The organism is Methanolacinia paynteri, from assembly GCF_000784355.1.
GTDB classification, from domain to species: Archaea; Halobacteriota; Methanomicrobia; order Methanomicrobiales; family Methanomicrobiaceae; genus Methanolacinia; species Methanolacinia paynteri.
On record NZ_KN360939.1, the window covers coordinates 137893 to 153482 of the forward strand.

Sequence of the window (15590 nt, forward strand, 5' to 3'; positions counted from 1 at the left end):
ATCATTTTCAGTCGAAATGAGGAATTAAGGTTAAATTTTTATTTTTACTGGCGTCGGGGTGGCAATGTGGGTGTTGAGAATTCCCGAGCATTGCCAAATATAGTTTATAAAAAACAAATTTTTTTTATTAGTGCTGCAAACCTTACATGGAAGTTAATCCGGGTACATTTATGAGGGTCCTGAAAGCAAAGAGTCAGGGGAGAGTCGTATTTTTAGTCATACTGGTCGTTATCGGCATTTTAATAACCGTACCAGCATCCGCAAGATATTCTTCTCCTGAGGGATCAAATGCCGGAGTAAATCCCGGCGATACTGTGTTCAACGGGGAAAGAGGTCTCAATTTCTCTACTTTCCAGACTACGCCGCCTCTTGAGGCGCCCCTCTGGCTCGCCTGCGATGGCGGATCTTCCGGCGCACTCGCCATGCAGACACTGGATGCCGAAGCTGTGCTCTCAGGTCGGCTCAATGTCCTGTCGACGTACCTTGACAGGCCGTTTAAACTCTATAACGGTTCGTGGGGAAATTCAATCTGCATTGTCTCCGAACCGGACGGGGGGATAGAAATACGGACAGGAACGGCACTTGGGACCGACGTGAATCCGGCGACAACCGACACCAAAACACCTGCTGTAATTCCTCTCAATATGAACGTCCAGTTCAAAATCGACTCGACGAACCTGAACAACGGGAATTTTGTCAACCCGTGGTATGAATACAGTCTCAAAACTGCCAGCGGCCTTAAATTGAGTAGAGTTACGAATATGGACGGCGATTCCGTCTCACTCATGGATCTGATGGAAGACCCTACTAGAAACAATAATACCCTTGCATTTAGCATCGGAGACCAGAACCTGAATCCGGAGGAAGGGTCATATGTCATGGAGTTTACTGCATATAACGGTCAGAACTCTTTTTATACTGCAGATTATGATTTCGATGTCGTCCGCTACACCCTCGCAGCATCGGCATCACCATCAACAGTTCAGATGGGCGATTCAACGACCCTGACAATCAGAGGGAGGCCGTACACATATTATACAATCTCGATCGAGGATGAAATGGAGGGGAAACCCGAACTTCCATCTTCCGGTAATTATGATATATATGTTGATAAATACAATGCGACAGTACACCCGGACTGGAGCGGAACCGTCAGAGTCCAGCTCAATATTCCTGAAATAGGAGGCGATTACAGCCGCACCACCAGGAATTTCTATCCTAAGATCTACGAAACCAATAATCCTGATACCTATACGACTGCTTGGATCATGGTAGAACCTGGGACAAGCCAGGACATCGAGCTATACGATCTCCCGCTAAGTGCCGACCAGTATTATTGTCTCGGCGATACGATTCCGGTAGAAGGAACACTCGCAGCCCCTGCGAGTGGCGATATGTATGTCTATTTCTATATTACAGGCTACAATCTGGATTCAAACGGTGTGAAACCCTCCAGTCCATCAACTGCGGTCATAGACGGCGACAACTCCACATTTGATTCGGTGAAGATTTCCGCCGGTCAGCAGGAATTTTCATTTGACTGGGATACGGGAAAAACAGGTCTTTCTTCAGGGACATACACAATTTTTGCAACTACGGAGCCTGTCGGCTATGAAAGCAGAGGGCTTTCTGAAGAGGAGGTCAAAGACTATCTTTTTGTAGATTTAAACGACGCCTCGATAAATGTCAAATTCCCTGAAGAAGCTCCAGGATTTTTTGCCCAGGGAGATCATATAGTGTCTCTCTGGTCGGCAAGAGGAAGCCCGAACGAATCTTCATATACCGGTACAATCCGCTACTATATCATAGGGAAGAATTTCAAATATACAGGATATACTCAGTTTCCTCTCCTGAAGGTAGATTCGGACAGCACTGATGCAGAACAGTTGAGCGAACTTGCCGAAAAAAACGATTTTCCCGGGTACTCGGGCCTGAATCTTCCCCGGAGTTTTTCCGATAACATGAGCGAGGGCAGCTTTTATGTTATATACCAGCACCCTATGAACAACCAGGTTTTCGATGTTCTTCCCGAAGAAGGAAACTCCTATTCCGGAACAATAACGACAATTGTCACGACCAGCGGAAAGACTATCGATTTCTCGTCGCTTCAGTCGGATTCGGCACTTGCCGCAATTGAAGAAGCATTCGATTCGCCTTACATCGACGACACGATGGTTAAACAGAAATTCGTCATAGAAAGAGCGAGGGTAAATGTAGATCCGGTCATTGACTACGAGGTTGGGGAGGCAGTGCCCATCACGGGTACTACAAACCTTGAATGCTCACTCGATTACCCGTACAACCAGATCGATCTTTCAGGGGACAGTATGACATTGGCAGTCTATGAGGCTGATATGTATTACTCCGGAAAGACCCAGAGCACATACAGGGTCTACAGCGGCAGCACGCACCCGGGAAGAAATACTGTCGACCAGGACTCAAGGAGTTTTTCTTTTGAAATTCCTGCAGACATCTCCGCACAGATGAAACCTGGGGATTATGTAGGCGTAATAAAATGCGAAGAGATCAAGTTCGAAAAGCCCTTCCTGTTTACCCTGCATGAAGAGGGCTACGATAAAGAACAGGTCTCAGCAAGCCAGAATGTCGGCGAGGGACTGTCTGCCCGGCCACAATCTACTACTGCAAAGGTCACCACCGTTGCCACATCATATTATACACGTTCTCCAACAACCCGGATTACTGAGGAACCCACAACAAAGGCATCAGGATTCGGGCCTTTGTTCTACGTAATGTCCCTGTCGTTTACTGCCTGTGCACTATTGTATTCAAAGAGGAGGTGAAGATATGGATCTCGCGATTAACCAGGACCTTCTCTCCAAAATTACAATTGCAATCGTTATCGGTATAGTCATTGTGGGTGCGATTATCGGCCTTAAGGTCGCAGGATTTCTTGGAGGGGATGAATCCGGAAGTATAACCTCAGGTCCGAATTCATTATCTACAGCTACGGAAAGTTCGTCGACGATCAGAACCCAAAACTCATCACAAAGTACAAATGAAGATTCCGATGAAAAAGTCGTAGATTTTAACTGGACATATAAGGATAAACAGTTCTCCTTAAGCTTCACAATCGAAAATTCGACATACAATTCTTTCAAAGCAAAACGGGCCGGATCTGTTCCCGGTGAAGAGACAGGCGATGTTATCACCGAATATATTGTAACAGACGGTGATGGCAGGCTTGTCAGGGGACTGTCAAATTATATACTGGAACAGTCCGTGGAGAACGGATGGGGCGATTACGACACAATAATGAATACAATTGCCTGCATTGAGCAGTTCGGACCGGGAGACTTTGAAAATACGGCGAATGACGGCAGCTACCGCTACCCGCTCGAAACAGTATGGGAAGGCAAGGGCGACCGGGAGGATATGAGTATCCTTGCTGCGTCAATTCTTGATCAAATGGGTTATCCTGTTGCGATCATGGTCTATCCCGACCAGTATGACCGCGGTCAGATGATATGGGAATATCCTGCAATAGGCATCAGGTGCGAAGAGGGAACGGATGGTAAGACTTATACGGTTCTCCGGAGCGTGCCTGCCGGCAACGTGAACTGCTACATCCAGGCAGGTACCTTCAATATACCATCCATGCAGAGTTTCAAACCTAAATACGGTTATTTTGAAGGAAACGGAACTGTCGAATATTCTGACGGACAGACAGCTGCCGCCGGAGAAGTTTCATGGAATATTCCTGCTGCTACACTGGAAACACCCGAAAATTTCACTTCCCGGCCGGGAATGGTGCCGGTTTTATGCAGGATTGAAAATGCATCCTGGGTTGCCGGGGATTCGTATGTATATATAGACGTACTTAACTCGTCCGTACTTCCCGGCGAGATCCCCGGGGAGCTTTCAAAGACCGAACCCGAAATATTCGACACCTTGATCGACCCTGAAAATGACATAACGATCACCCGCGACGATGAAATAGACTCCACTATGACACCACTGCTGAGGAGGCCGTCTCCACTGGAAGATATATCTGATACGGAGTTTAAGGCCGGTATTTCCGAGGTGCTCGGACTCCCGCCCGGGCCTGTCGGCCTGGTGGACGAGATCAGTGAGGCTAACAACGCCCTGGAGGACGAGTACTGGGAGGATGTATGGTACGATACGAATGTGAACTATTACGACCAGACATGGTATCTCAATGTCATAAATTACGAGATCGCCGAGCCCACGCTGCTTTACACTAAATCGAACGAGATCTATATCTCCCCACCGTCGGCATGGAGAATAGAATGTGTTGCCCGGCCGGTAGATCCTCCCGACAGGGATCTTGATGAAATATCCTCATTTTCCGATATAAGAATTGCAGTCTTCAGGGTGGACGAGGATAACGGAACGGCAACACTCGCAGGGGAGATGTCTTACGGTTATAAGACCGGGCAGGAGAACGTAAAGTATCTTCCTTTCTATGAAACCGGAAACTTCTACATTGCCGTCTTTGTAAGGAACTGCGAAGCTGAAATCTCCATCCAGGTGCATGGCAGTGGAGCGGCCTGATAATGAATGAGACAGAAATTCCCGGGGAGAATGCATATTCCTTTGAGGAAATACCATCCCCTGGGGCTGAAACAAATCCTGTTGAATCATCTTCCCCCCCGCTCAAAGACAGGCTGACAGGGAAACTGGATGATTTTCTTAATTCTCTTAAAGGAAAGAAGGAAAAATCCGGCAACCCGGATTCGAATGATACTTTGTCCATGCTTGTCGGCATGCTGAAGCAGGTGAAGGCAGGGGAGACCGATCCCGTCGAAGAATTGCTTCCTCATGACCCTTATGCAGAGACCCCGCCGCTTCCTCCTCTCGCTCCCGAGGAAGAGGGGTGGGTAATCGACAGGTACTGGCTGGTTCCCCCTTTTACCTACGTTAAGATCATGAAAAACTGGGAGATGGATCTCGAATATGTCATCGTCGAACCGAAGGTAAGCGAGAAAGAGTTCGTGCTTCTTGAGGAGACCTACGAAGAGTTAAGGAACGTTCTGATCTACACGTCCCCGCACCAGAAGGACGAAGTGGCATTCGAGGAAAGGAAGGTTAAAAGAATCATTCGATCCTTCGATCCCGAAATTCCGGACGACAGGCTTGAGATCCTGATATATTTCCTGAAACGCAATTTTGCCGGATACGGGAAGATCGATCCCCTCATGAAGGACGCAAATATAGAGGATATCACCTGCAACGGCAAGGACATGCCGATCTTCATATATCACCGGAAATATGCCAACCTTGCAACGAACATCACCTTCGGTGACGAGGAGCTTAACAAATACGCTCTTAAGATCGCACAAAAGGCCGACAAACAGATGTCTCTTACGACTCCTCTCGTCGATGCAGCCCTCCCCGGCGGTTCGAGGGCACAGCTTACATACAGCGACATAATCTCCTCCAAGGGCAGTTCGTTCACAATACGCAAGTTCAAGGCAGACCCGATGACTCCGGTCGACCTCATTACACTCGGCACCTACAGCTCCGAGCTCATGGCAGTAATCTGGCTGTGTGTCGAGAACAACAAGAGCATGATCATCGTCGGGGGAACGGCGAGTGGCAAGACATCGACGATGAACGCAGCGTCTTTCTTCATCCCTCCCGTATCGAAGACGGTCTCCATCGAGGATACACGTGAAATTCAGCTCCCCCATAAGAACTGGCTTCCCCTCGTAACCCGTGAGGGCGGTAAGAATTTCGATATGGGCGACGTGGACATGTTTACCCTTCTCAAGGCCTCGCTCAGGCAGAGGCCTGAGTTCATCATTGTCGGCGAAGTGAGGGGGAAGGAGGCCCAGACACTTTTCCAGGCGATGAATACCGGCCATACGACATTTTCGACCCTGCATGCAGGCGGTGTGAGGGAGGCGATAAACAGGCTGACGCACGACCCGATCAACGTTCCCCCTGTCATGTTCGGCGCACTTGATCTTATGCTTATACAGGGATTGCAGTTCAATGCAGGCATCGGGTACAGGCGTTGCCTTTCGCTGAACGAGATGTATGCCGACGAAGGTACGATCCGCTGGAACCCGCTTTACGAATGGGATCTCAGGACCGATATATTCGAGAAGAAGTATTCGGAATCAAGGGTTCTTGAAAGCATCGCATATACCCATGGTTGGACGGACGAGGAGCTCAGCAGACAGATCGATATAAGAAAGAGGCTTCTTGAGCGGCTTTGCGAGAAGAAGATCTACGATATCAACGAGATATCGCATTTCATCCACGAGCTGAGGAAGAAGACATACAATGCAGATTAATACGTTCGTCGAGTCGCTCCTGGATGTAAAAAAATTGGGAAGATCGCTTAAGGGAGCCCGGCTTCCGATCAATCCAGGCCTCTATCTTCATTTCTGTATTATCCTTACGCTTCTCAGCGCCTTTGCACTTCTTATCGTCCAGCTGTTTCTTCTCGTATTCGGAGTGGAGTTAAACCTTCTGCCTTTTCTCCCGTATTCGATATCCCAGCTGCTGGTATTCGTAATCGCCGTGTCTGCAATTTTTGCCGCTTTGCTCTACTACCCTTCTCTTGTTGCAGCCGGTAGGAAGACCCGGATAGATATCGATCTTCCATATGCACTTACATATATGGAGGCGCTTTCGACGAATGTCACCCTGTATTCCCTGTTTAAGAGTGTCTTTGAAGCAGAGGATCTTTACGGGGAGGTTTCACATGAATGCGGGATGATTGTCAGGGATGTCGAAATCTTCGGGGAGGATCTCCTGACGGCCATGAGAAACCTGCAGAAGATAACGCCATCGGAGAATTTTGCAGATCTCTTAAATGATCTGGCTCTGGTTTTCAGGACCGGCGGAAATCTTAAGGAGTTCTTCAATTCGCGGTCTGACAGTTACAGGGAGCTTGCCCGGCAGGAGCTGGAGGCGACTCTCCAGATTATGGAGATGATTGCGGAGGTGTATGTTACCGCCTTTGTTGCAGGGCCGATTGCGCTTATAATAATGCTGGTTGCGCAAAATCTCTCGGGAAAAGGGCAGCTCGGCGGGATAATGCCGCTCATGTATATCGGTCTTCCCCTGGGTGCGATAGCGCTGATCATGATCCTCTACTACCTTCTTCCAAGCGACAACCTCACGATCTCGCACCAGGAGATCAGGGAGACCGAGTTTACCGACGAAATCATCGAAGAGAAAACCGAGAATGAGTATGATGCCGGTTTCTTCAAGGGCCTTGAGAAGAGGAAGAAGTTCCTGGCGATCGAAAAGATCCTGAGAGACCCGTTCAGGTTTTACATATCCGACTACCAGGTCGGGCTCTTCTTCGGGCTGGCATTTTCTATGATTGTCGCGTGGCAGTATGTTTCAGGGGGAGTTGCGGCAATCTTTCCGGAGTTCACGTTTGAAGTTTTCATCTGCCTCTTCGTCATCGCCCTCGTTCTTCCGGTATCGATTGCGTACGAATCGAGGAAGATGTACACGAGGAGGGTCGAGGCCCAGATGCCGGAGTTCCTTAGGGATATTGCGGATATGAAGGATCTCGGAATGACGCTCCAGACCGCGATCGAGATGGTGTCGAGTTCGAAGCTGGGGCTGCTTTCGTCCGAACTGAAGATCGCGTCGAGGGAGGTGAAGTGGGGCTACAGCGTTTCGAGTGCACTTGTCCGCATGGAGGAGAGGATAGGTCTCGTTTCCGTCAAGCGTGCCATATCTCTTATTGTGAAGGCGAGCGAGATTACCGATCAGCTGAGGGACATACTCACGATTGCAATAAGCGATCTGGATCACTACCTGAAGATGCAGTCGAAGAGGTTCAATGTCTCTTTTGTCTATCTTGCGGTGATCTATCTCTCGTTTGGCATCTATCTCTACTGCTCCTACCAGCTGAACGATTCCTTCGTCGCGAGTTTCGAGGATCTTGACGTTACCTTCGATATTACCGGAAATCTCCGCGACATGTTCAGGGTGGGGATTATCATCGGCGGCTTTTCGGGTATAATGGCCGGACAGCTGAGCTCAAACAACATCCTTGCCGGGCTTAAGCACACGATTATCTTTCTGATTGCATCGATCGTTCTCTTCGTGTATATTCTTTGAGATGGAGGTTTTTTGATGAAAGGAGTAAGAGAGTTGAAGGTTTCAGGGGAAGTTTCCCGGAAAGCGGCTTGTGAGGAAGCTGTTGCTCCCGTGATCGCACTTATGCTGATTCTGGCGGTTGTTGCTACATTCATCAGCCTTTATTCGACGGAGTATCTTCCGGGTTTGAAGGAGCAGTCCGAAATTGCACAGGTTTCGGAGATAAAGGAGGCTTTCATGGACTTTTCAAACGATATCGGGCATATCGTTAGCGAGAAGAAAGGTGCATCGTATGGCCATACGATCCCGCTTGGTGCGGGTGATGTCATAATGAGCCCGGAGAAGTCTAGCGGGACATTGTCGGTCAGCGATGCGGGGACGATCTTTGATATATACAACAACTCATCCGGCGATCCGGTTGCCTCTGCCGCGATGGTAAAGGCGGAGTTTAAGCCGTCGTATACGTTCTGGGAGGGGCAGGGCTACAGCTGGCAGTATGGCTACATAAATGTGACAAAGGATGATATCGAGGTTCCGCTTGAATATTACGAGATGGCCGATGTAATTGATGATTTTGAGAATAGCGGAGGCTTGTCGATATTTGCAAAGTCATTTGTTGATTTTGATCCTGAGGATGACGGAGACTCTAACCTGACTTCGCTCGAGATAGATCTCGTCACCCTGATCCCCGGAGAAAATAATTTTGTGAGCGGCAATAGTATGACGACACTGAAGATCGAGACAGTAGATCCGAGCGAGAACACGGTTTCTTATGATAATGTAACGACTCTTTCTTTCAGGTTTGAAAATATTACCGGAGAAGGATTAATACCTGAATTTTCCACCTGCATATTTGAAAAAATTAATAGTTCCATGGCAGATCTCGCCTACGATAATATAGATAGTGTTGAGACGGATTCATCTTCGGATGGCGGTACAATCACTCTTATTGCATCGTCTCCGTTTTCGGTCGTAATAAAGAAGACAGAGATCGTGGTTTCTGCCGGGTGAGAAATCTGTTACGCCCCTGCCCGGACGTCGCTCAGGTTCAGCATTATGACTCCTGCTACTATTACAATGATTGAGAGGACTTTCATCGAACTGGCGGGCTCCTTGAAATAAAGAATCCCGATCATCGATACCAGGAGGATTCCCATTCCCGCCCAGATCGCGTAGGCGAAGCTGAGATCGAAGTGCTTTAAGGCGAAGATGAAGACCGTAAACGAGATCCCCCAGAGGACGAAGGTCAGTATCGAGGCGTAGATATTGGAAAAGCCAGCGCATCATGCCGGACCACCTGAATTTTTATTGAAAACCATGTTTTCTGTTTTTACTGGCAGGGGTTATTATTGTGTCTGGGTTATTGAGAGGGAGGGGGAACAAGTCCCCCTCCCTGTGACCCTCCCCCTGATGGCGATAGTCGAAAGTGAGGATGGGCGAGCATCCTCACTTTCTCCGGGGGGTATGTCCATGTATTGTCTGTGTAAAGGCATGGTAAAAAACGCTCATTTTGGCCTTATTTTAGCCTTTTTTGGAATGTTTCGATCACCCCTGGAAAATACCCGCATATCTCGCTTTTTATCGCCAAATGCCTGTGGATTGCATTGATATAACGGCACGAGATTGCCCTGTTTTTTCAGACGATGTTCACATCGATCGAGGACGAGATCGTCTGATACAGGCAATCTATGCGGACGATATTTTCGGCGATTTTGGTGTATTTTGGGATTTATTTAAGGTTTACTGTATGAAAAATGGATTTTTCATTGTGGTGTTTTTATTGGCTTATTTTTACAATTCAACTGCTTTATGAAGACTTGTTTAGAGGATTTATACAGAGCCGAAATTAGTATTATACTACATTTAATAGCAACTTATATCCTCATCCAGGTCCAGAAAGAGATTCACAGTTTTTGCCAGGCCATCAGGATTCTGGTACATCAAACCGTGTCCTGCACCTTTAAACTCTGCTGTCCATGCACCATCAATCTCCCCTGCCATTATTCTTAAAAACTCCGGAGGCGTTAGAACATCCTCTGTTCCGCCGGTTAAAAGTACAGGGATCTCTATTTGATTAAGCCTGTTCAGTGAGCCGTTCCAGTTAAGACTTGCATAATACGCGGCCATAATTCCGTTTTTATTCAGTGTTTCAGAAGAAGCAGGCAGGTATTCATCGGGGTTATGACAGATAAGCCAGTCCCTGGGAAACATGTTTTCAATAACAGTCGATTTATTGGCCTCTCCGTAAGCTACCTGCCGTAGATATTCCCTCAGGTACTCCTCATCTGAAGATGATACGTTATAATAAGGTGCATACAATACAGCTTTTTCAACCTTTTCCGGGTACTTCAGAATAATCTCCTCGGAAACAGCTGTCCCCATCGACCATCCCATAAGATATGATCTCTCGATGCCAACAGCATCCATAAGTGCAACGGTATCATCAGCATAAGTCTCATATGTCATGTTTTCAGCCGTGATTTCACCTATATCTGTATAGCCTGTTCCTCTGTTGTCAAAGATCGTGACGTTATAATTTTCTGCAAGAGAATTCAGAAGGGAAGGGTCCCATGCATCCATTGTTGCCGCATATCCCATCACCATTACAAGAGGATAGCCTTCTCCTGCCTGTTTGTAGCCGATGTTAATTCCATTTACGTTTGCATAATGCAGCTCTGCATCATCAAAGACAGAATTGTTCGTTTTGGACAGGGTTAAATTATCTGAATTTTCAGACAGGGAGTTGTCCAAACCAGTTTTATCCGTACATCCGGCAGAAAATATTACAAGAACTGCAGCAAAAATTATGGCTACCAGATATATTTTTTCTATCATTTTACGCATAGCAGGACTTCCTAAAGTCAGGTATGTGTAATTTTCTATATCACACTTGTCAATCTAAGCATTAATTTTTAGAAACGCTGAGGGGGAGATTTGAACTCCCGAGGGGAAAGTTCCCCACAGGCTTTCCAGGCCTGCGCCCTACCGGACTAGACTACCTCAGCAAGGTAAGAATAGTGCTTCACATTATTGGAGTGGTATTCTAATAACTCTATTGTTTTTTGTGTTGTTTTTCAGCGGAATTTTGCCCCCTGAATCGTCGTGTAAAAAAAGGATTTTAGAGAAGTTTCTTTCCTGCTTCGGGTCCGGGCATGCACTGGTAGACGCCGGTCACCTTCAGGACTAAGAGGCTCTTTCCCGGAAGGCCGGGCTTCATCTTCTCGATAAGTGCCTTCATCTCGGCGAATTCGGGCCCTGACTTCATGACGGTCACGTCCGCCTTTATCTGGAAGCAGCCCTTCGCACCTGCACCGTAGACGGAAAGTGCCGCTTTCGGGTTCTCTTCGACGTTTGCAAGCGTTTTCATCATGAAGTTGTCCTGGATCCAGATCGTCTCCGGGTCCTTGACGAAGACCGCACCCATCGGCGCTACGTTCGGGACACCGTCCTTTGAAGCTGTCGCAAGGTAGAACGTCTTGAGATTTCCCATTGCTTCGAGTATATTGTCTGTAAGTTTTACCATATTCGTCACTCCTTTCATTGAGAGATAAACGGTCAGGATAGTTATAACTTTGCAAAAAGAATGTTTTCCGGTAATATCCGGCAGTATTCAGTCTCTTTTCTTCGTCTTCCAGCCCTTCTCGTATGTGCCCGGCTCCATAATGACGATCTCCGGTCTGATGACAAACCCCGTATCGCTCTTCGCGAAATCCTCGGAGGAGACGATCGCCTTCCCGACGCAGACAAGCTCGTCCTTCTGTGTCATGACCGCTACACGGGCGTTCTTCTTATAGTTGTCCTTTTCGAGGATGCCCACCGCAGCAAGAATCGCACCGTGGCAGATCGCATCCACCGCCTTGTCCCTGATGACGACCTTAGGGAGACTGCCGGCGAGCCTCTCGACCGGGAGGATCATCTTCTTCAGCGGCCCGGAGTTCCCTTCTTTTGCATATTCAACCGCATCCTTTAGATCATGCAGTGTTACACATTCATCCTCGGTAAACGGCCCCGATTTCGTCCTCCGGAGTTCGACCATCTGTCCCCCTGATCCCATCGCAAGTGCGATGTGGCGGCAGAGAAGGCGGATGTATGTCCCCGCCTCGCATTCGACCCGCATCAGGACAAGCCTTCCGTCGATATCGAGGATCTCCAGGTCGTATATTTCACGTATACGAAGCTGTCTTTTGACCGCACTCATCTTCGGGGGCCTCTGGTACTGGCGGCCGATAAACTCCTTCGCGACAGTCCTGATCTTCTCTTCCGGGACATTCTTATGAAGCCTCATTAGGGCAACATACTCTTTCCTGTGGTTCAGGAGAACGGGAGCGAGCCGGACCGCCCGACCGAGCATCAGTACCAGAACACCGGATACCATCGGGTCGAGAGTCCCCCCCTGTCCGGTATTGACACCGAGGATCTCAGCCGCCCATGCAGCCGCCTGGTGGCTTGACGGCCCCTGGGGCTTGTCAAGCACTACAACCCCGCAGTTCAGTGCGGAATTCAGTTCGGGATCTATGAATTCAGTCACTTTGCATATCCCCGCTTTCAAGATACTTGTTCAGGGCTTCAAGAGTCCCGGCAAGCGACCCGTCACCTGTCACATCCGGCGGACACCCCGAAAGGTCCATCGCCTTTCCTGTCACATCCCCGATAGCGATCCGTAAGATCTTTTGATCCTTGTCCCATACTGCATTCCTGAACGAGCCGGCACTTGTGAAGAGCACAGCATCGGCACCATCCAGGTCGAGCTTTTCGCCCGTCGGTTCAAGTCCGTAGATCCGCGTCTCTGCCGCGATTCCCCCCTTGTCTTCTATGGAATCGATAAGCTGTGGATTAGGAACATCTGCCCTCGGAATTCCTATTTTTTTTCCCCTGATCCAGTCGCCGAGATATGGTGCAAAGTCCCTCGAATAAAAGTCAGGAAGAGTCTCACAGTCGAATCCCATTTCGGTCAGTGTCTTTGCAGTCTGGGGTCCAATCGCCACCATCCTCGGGCGGACCTGGAGGAGCGGACCAATGACCTGCGCCGGAAGTGCGCTTGTAAAAAAGATGCAGTCGAACTCGTCCCTGTTTGCCGCCGATACGAACTCCATGACCGCCTTCTCGTAGACCCTCGCATTAAGCGGCGATACGATATAGCACTCGTGCCCGTATCTTTTGCAGGTTTCGGCATCTTTCCCGGCTTTTTCCCGAAGCCTCGTGACTGCAATCCTCATTATCCAGAGATTAAGAGATATAAGATTAAATAATCTGTCAATCCGGCCGGGCAAAACCGCTGTGTTTTTCAATATCCGGGTTTGAATAATCATTGGGGGACTGATGTACGATATAATCGCCGGGGTTGTGATAGGGGTGGTCCTGGGGACCATAAGCGGCCTTATTCCCGGCATACACGCCAATACAATGGCCGGAATTCTTTTATCCGTGCAGAGGGCTCTTCTTGTCATCGCCGGCCCGGCCGCACTTGCCGTATCGATGTTCTCAGCACTCATAACTCATACATTCCTTGATGCCGTCCCTGCGGCATTTCTCGGGGTGCCGGACGCAGATACGGCCATATCAGTCCTTCCTTCGCACAGGATGTGCCTCGAGGGAAGGGCAGGGGAAGCGGTCCGCCTCTCTGCAATCGGCGGAGCGTTCGGCACTGCAATATCCCTGCCGCTCTTCGCCGCATTTTATTTTCTTCTCCCTTCTCTCCAGGGCTATATCGACTGGTGGATAGGAATCATACTCATTACGTTCGCAGGCATCCTGATCCTGCAGTCCGAATCTCCCGAGTGGTCCTTTGCCGTCTTTATGGTATCCGGCATACTCGGCCTGCTCACGTTCAGGTACAGCTGGCTCTCGTGGAACACTCTCGGGGATTCATCCTTCCTGATGCCGCTCCTGACAGGACTTTTCGGGATATCGGTGCTTCTCCATACAAAACAGGGAAAGATGCCCTTGCAGGAGAATAACGGGGTAAGTCTCCTCATGCGGGATATCGCAAAGAGCGGGACTGCCGGAACTTTTGCAGGCGCTGTCGTCGGCTGGCTGCCCGGTTTGTCGAATGCATCGGCAAATGCCGTTCTGGCCTCGGTATTCAGGATAGAAAAGGAGGGCGAAGGATTCATAACGGCCACCGGGGCGGCGAATACCGCGAATGCCTTCCTAGCCCTTGCCGCTTTTTATGCCATATCGAGAACCAGAAACGGTGTCATGGTGGCTCTTTCCCAGGGAGATATCCCGCCGGTGACAACCCTCCTGTTTGCCGGTGCACTGGCCGCCTTTGCCGCATACACACTCACAATATTCTTATCCGGAAGCGCCTCGCTCTTCTCCGGCATCGATGCAAGGAAGCTTGGTTTTGCAGTAATCGGATTCGTAACGATTCTATGTCTTGCATTTACCGGACCGTTCGGCCTGATTATCCTTATTCTTGCTACAATGACCGGACTTGTTCCATATTACGTGAACATCAGAAGGATTCCTTGTATTGGTGCCGTTATGCTTCCGGTGATATGCTGGTCTTTCGGCCTGCTGTAACTAAAAAAAGGGAAGTTCCTCAGATCGCGGTAAATGCAAGGTAGATATATACTGCATATAATGCAAGCAGAACAAACCCGAAGGCCCTCGTTGCAGCTTTTGACTTCGTAAAGAGAAGGATTGCGGCCGCGGAGAATCCGGCCATCACCAGCACCTGAGAATAGTCCGGAACCGGTACCTGTGTGACAAGTGATCCGACACCCAGAACGAAGAGAAGGTTGAAGATATTGCTCCCGAGGATGTTTCCGATCGATATCCCGTGCTGCCCCCTGACCACTGCAACAAGAGATGTCGCAAGTTCGGGCAGTGAAGTTCCGACGGCAACCATCGAGATGCCGATAACATAGTCCGAAATACCGAAAGTCTGGGCTATCGAGGTCGCACTTATAAGAAGTATCCTTGAACCTATTACAACGCCCGCAATTCCACCGGCGATATATATATAGTCAAGGTTTCCGTGAGCCTCGATCTTCTCGCTGTCGGTTTTGCCCTTCTTCCACTGGTGGTATATTATCACAGCGAATGCAGCAAGGAAAACGACTCCTGCAGGGATGCCGAGCGGGCTGAAGAACGCAAATACAAGGAATATCACTGTTGCAGCAATCATCATCAGGTAATCGCTTACTATCGGATCTTTTCTCAGGCATCCTTTGCAGGAGAGGATTGCCGGGGCGACTACGGCGCATAATGCAAGTACAAGTGCTATATTGGCGATATTGCTCCCTATTATGTTCCCAAGTGCGATGCCGGAACTCCCTTCTGCAAGGGCATTGAGACTTACGACAAACTCGGGGAGAGAAGTTCCGAATGCAATTACCGTAAGCCCGATCGTTCCCGGCGATACCCCGAATCTTGCCGCAAGCCCGGCACCTCCCGAAACGAAATAGTCTGCACCCTTAATCAGGAATGCCAGGCCTGCAATGAAGAGCAATATGTCAATAATCATGGCTGAACACTTAAATTTCTATTTAATGCTTAATTTTTACGTTTTTACGCGATATTCTTTCTGATTT

At 48.8% G+C, this 15590-nt stretch carries 11 protein-coding genes, 1 tRNA gene and 1 pseudogene; 6 read left to right on the plus strand and 7 right to left on the minus strand.

The features are described 5' to 3' along the window. Positions 1-146 precede the first annotated feature (146 nt). Genes METPAY_RS10530 through METPAY_RS10550 form a run of 5 tightly spaced genes read left to right on the plus strand, consistent with a single transcriptional unit; the run spans position 147 to position 9063 of the window. Complete coding sequence (locus METPAY_RS10530) at positions 147-2801, plus strand: hypothetical protein (RefSeq protein WP_157199066.1); 2655 nt, start codon at positions 147-149, stop codon at positions 2799-2801. A gap of 4 nt (positions 2802-2805) precedes the next feature. Continuing rightward, positions 2806-4533, plus strand: coding sequence for a hypothetical protein (locus tag METPAY_RS10535; RefSeq protein ID WP_048152270.1), 1728 nt, complete (start codon positions 2806-2808; stop codon positions 4531-4533). 2 nt (positions 4534-4535) lie between these two features. Continuing rightward, the gene (locus METPAY_RS10540; protein ID WP_048152273.1) at positions 4536-6281 is read left to right on the plus strand and encodes a type II/IV secretion system ATPase subunit; all 1746 of its coding nucleotides are present in this window, start codon (positions 4536-4538) and stop codon (positions 6279-6281) included. Beyond that, on the plus strand, positions 6271-8073 hold the full coding sequence (locus tag METPAY_RS10545) for a type II secretion system F family protein (protein ID WP_048152274.1): 1803 nt from the start codon (positions 6271-6273) through the stop codon (positions 8071-8073). The genes METPAY_RS10540 and METPAY_RS10545 overlap by 11 nt, the downstream gene beginning before the upstream one ends. Before the next feature lie 15 nt (positions 8074-8088). Further along, positions 8089-9063 carry a hypothetical protein gene (locus tag METPAY_RS10550; protein WP_048152277.1) on the plus strand — a complete coding sequence of 325 codons (975 nt, stop codon included), beginning with the start codon at positions 8089-8091 and terminating at the stop codon, positions 9061-9063. A gap of 8 nt (positions 9064-9071) precedes the next feature. Here METPAY_RS10550 and METPAY_RS10555 read toward each other — a convergent pair. The 6 genes and pseudogenes from METPAY_RS10555 to METPAY_RS10585 all read right to left on the minus strand — a co-directional run. After that, positions 9072-9320: pseudogene (locus METPAY_RS10555) on the minus strand (DMT family transporter); the annotation flags it as partial. A 595-nt stretch (positions 9321-9915) separates the two neighbouring features. Then, positions 9916-10887, minus strand: a complete 972-nt coding sequence (locus tag METPAY_RS10565) for an alpha/beta fold hydrolase (RefSeq protein WP_048152284.1) — start codon at positions 10885-10887, stop codon at positions 9916-9918. Positions 10888-10971: 84 nt separating this feature from the next. Then, positions 10972-11057: transfer RNA gene (locus tag METPAY_RS10570), tRNA-Ser, on the minus strand. Between the two features lie 113 nt (positions 11058-11170). Then, positions 11171-11575, minus strand: a complete 405-nt coding sequence (locus METPAY_RS10575; RefSeq protein ID WP_048152514.1) for a pyridoxamine 5'-phosphate oxidase family protein — start codon at positions 11573-11575, stop codon at positions 11171-11173. An 87-nt stretch (positions 11576-11662) separates the two neighbouring features. Beyond that, positions 11663-12580, minus strand: a complete 918-nt coding sequence (locus METPAY_RS10580; RefSeq protein WP_048152516.1) for an RNA-guided pseudouridylation complex pseudouridine synthase subunit Cbf5 — start codon at positions 12578-12580, stop codon at positions 11663-11665. Next, positions 12573-13268, minus strand: a complete 696-nt coding sequence (locus METPAY_RS10585) for a uroporphyrinogen-III synthase (RefSeq protein ID WP_048152517.1) — start codon at positions 13266-13268, stop codon at positions 12573-12575. Before METPAY_RS10585 ends, METPAY_RS10580 begins: the two co-directional genes overlap by 8 nt. Positions 13269-13371: 103 nt before the next feature. On the opposite strand from METPAY_RS10585, the gene METPAY_RS10590 reads away from it, so the two are divergent. Further along, complete coding sequence (locus METPAY_RS10590; RefSeq protein ID WP_048152286.1) at positions 13372-14577, plus strand: tripartite tricarboxylate transporter permease; 1206 nt, start codon at positions 13372-13374, stop codon at positions 14575-14577. A 19-nt stretch (positions 14578-14596) separates the two neighbouring features. On the opposite strand, the gene METPAY_RS10595 is transcribed toward METPAY_RS10590, so the two are convergent. Next, positions 14597-15523, minus strand: coding sequence for a calcium/sodium antiporter (locus METPAY_RS10595; protein ID WP_048152289.1), 927 nt, complete (start codon positions 15521-15523; stop codon positions 14597-14599). Positions 15524-15590: the final 67 nt, after the last annotated feature.

What these genes read in the sequence shown, in the direction of transcription:
- METPAY_RS10530 (WP_157199066.1), top strand. Translation starts at nt 147, where the DNA reads ATGGAAGTTAATCCGGGTACATTTATGAGGGTCCTGAAAGCAAAGAGT.
- METPAY_RS10535 (WP_048152270.1), top strand. Translation starts at nt 2,806, where the DNA reads ATGGATCTCGCGATTAACCAGGACCTTCTCTCCAAAATTACAATTGCA.
- METPAY_RS10540 (WP_048152273.1), top strand. Translation starts at nt 4,536, where the DNA reads ATGAATGAGACAGAAATTCCCGGGGAGAATGCATATTCCTTTGAGGAA.
- METPAY_RS10545 (WP_048152274.1), top strand. Translation starts at nt 6,271, where the DNA reads ATGCAGATTAATACGTTCGTCGAGTCGCTCCTGGATGTAAAAAAATTG.
- METPAY_RS10550 (WP_048152277.1), top strand. Translation starts at nt 8,089, where the DNA reads ATGAAAGGAGTAAGAGAGTTGAAGGTTTCAGGGGAAGTTTCCCGGAAA.
- METPAY_RS10565 (WP_048152284.1), bottom strand. Translation starts at nt 10,887, where the DNA reads ATGATAGAAAAAATATATCTGGTAGCCATAATTTTTGCTGCAGTTCTT.
- METPAY_RS10575 (WP_048152514.1), bottom strand. Translation starts at nt 11,575, where the DNA reads ATGGTAAAACTTACAGACAATATACTCGAAGCAATGGGAAATCTCAAG.
- METPAY_RS10585 (WP_048152517.1), bottom strand. Translation starts at nt 13,268, where the DNA reads ATGAGGATTGCAGTCACGAGGCTTCGGGAAAAAGCCGGGAAAGATGCC.
- METPAY_RS10590 (WP_048152286.1), top strand. Translation starts at nt 13,372, where the DNA reads ATGTACGATATAATCGCCGGGGTTGTGATAGGGGTGGTCCTGGGGACC.
- METPAY_RS10595 (WP_048152289.1), bottom strand. Translation starts at nt 15,523, where the DNA reads ATGATTATTGACATATTGCTCTTCATTGCAGGCCTGGCATTCCTGATT.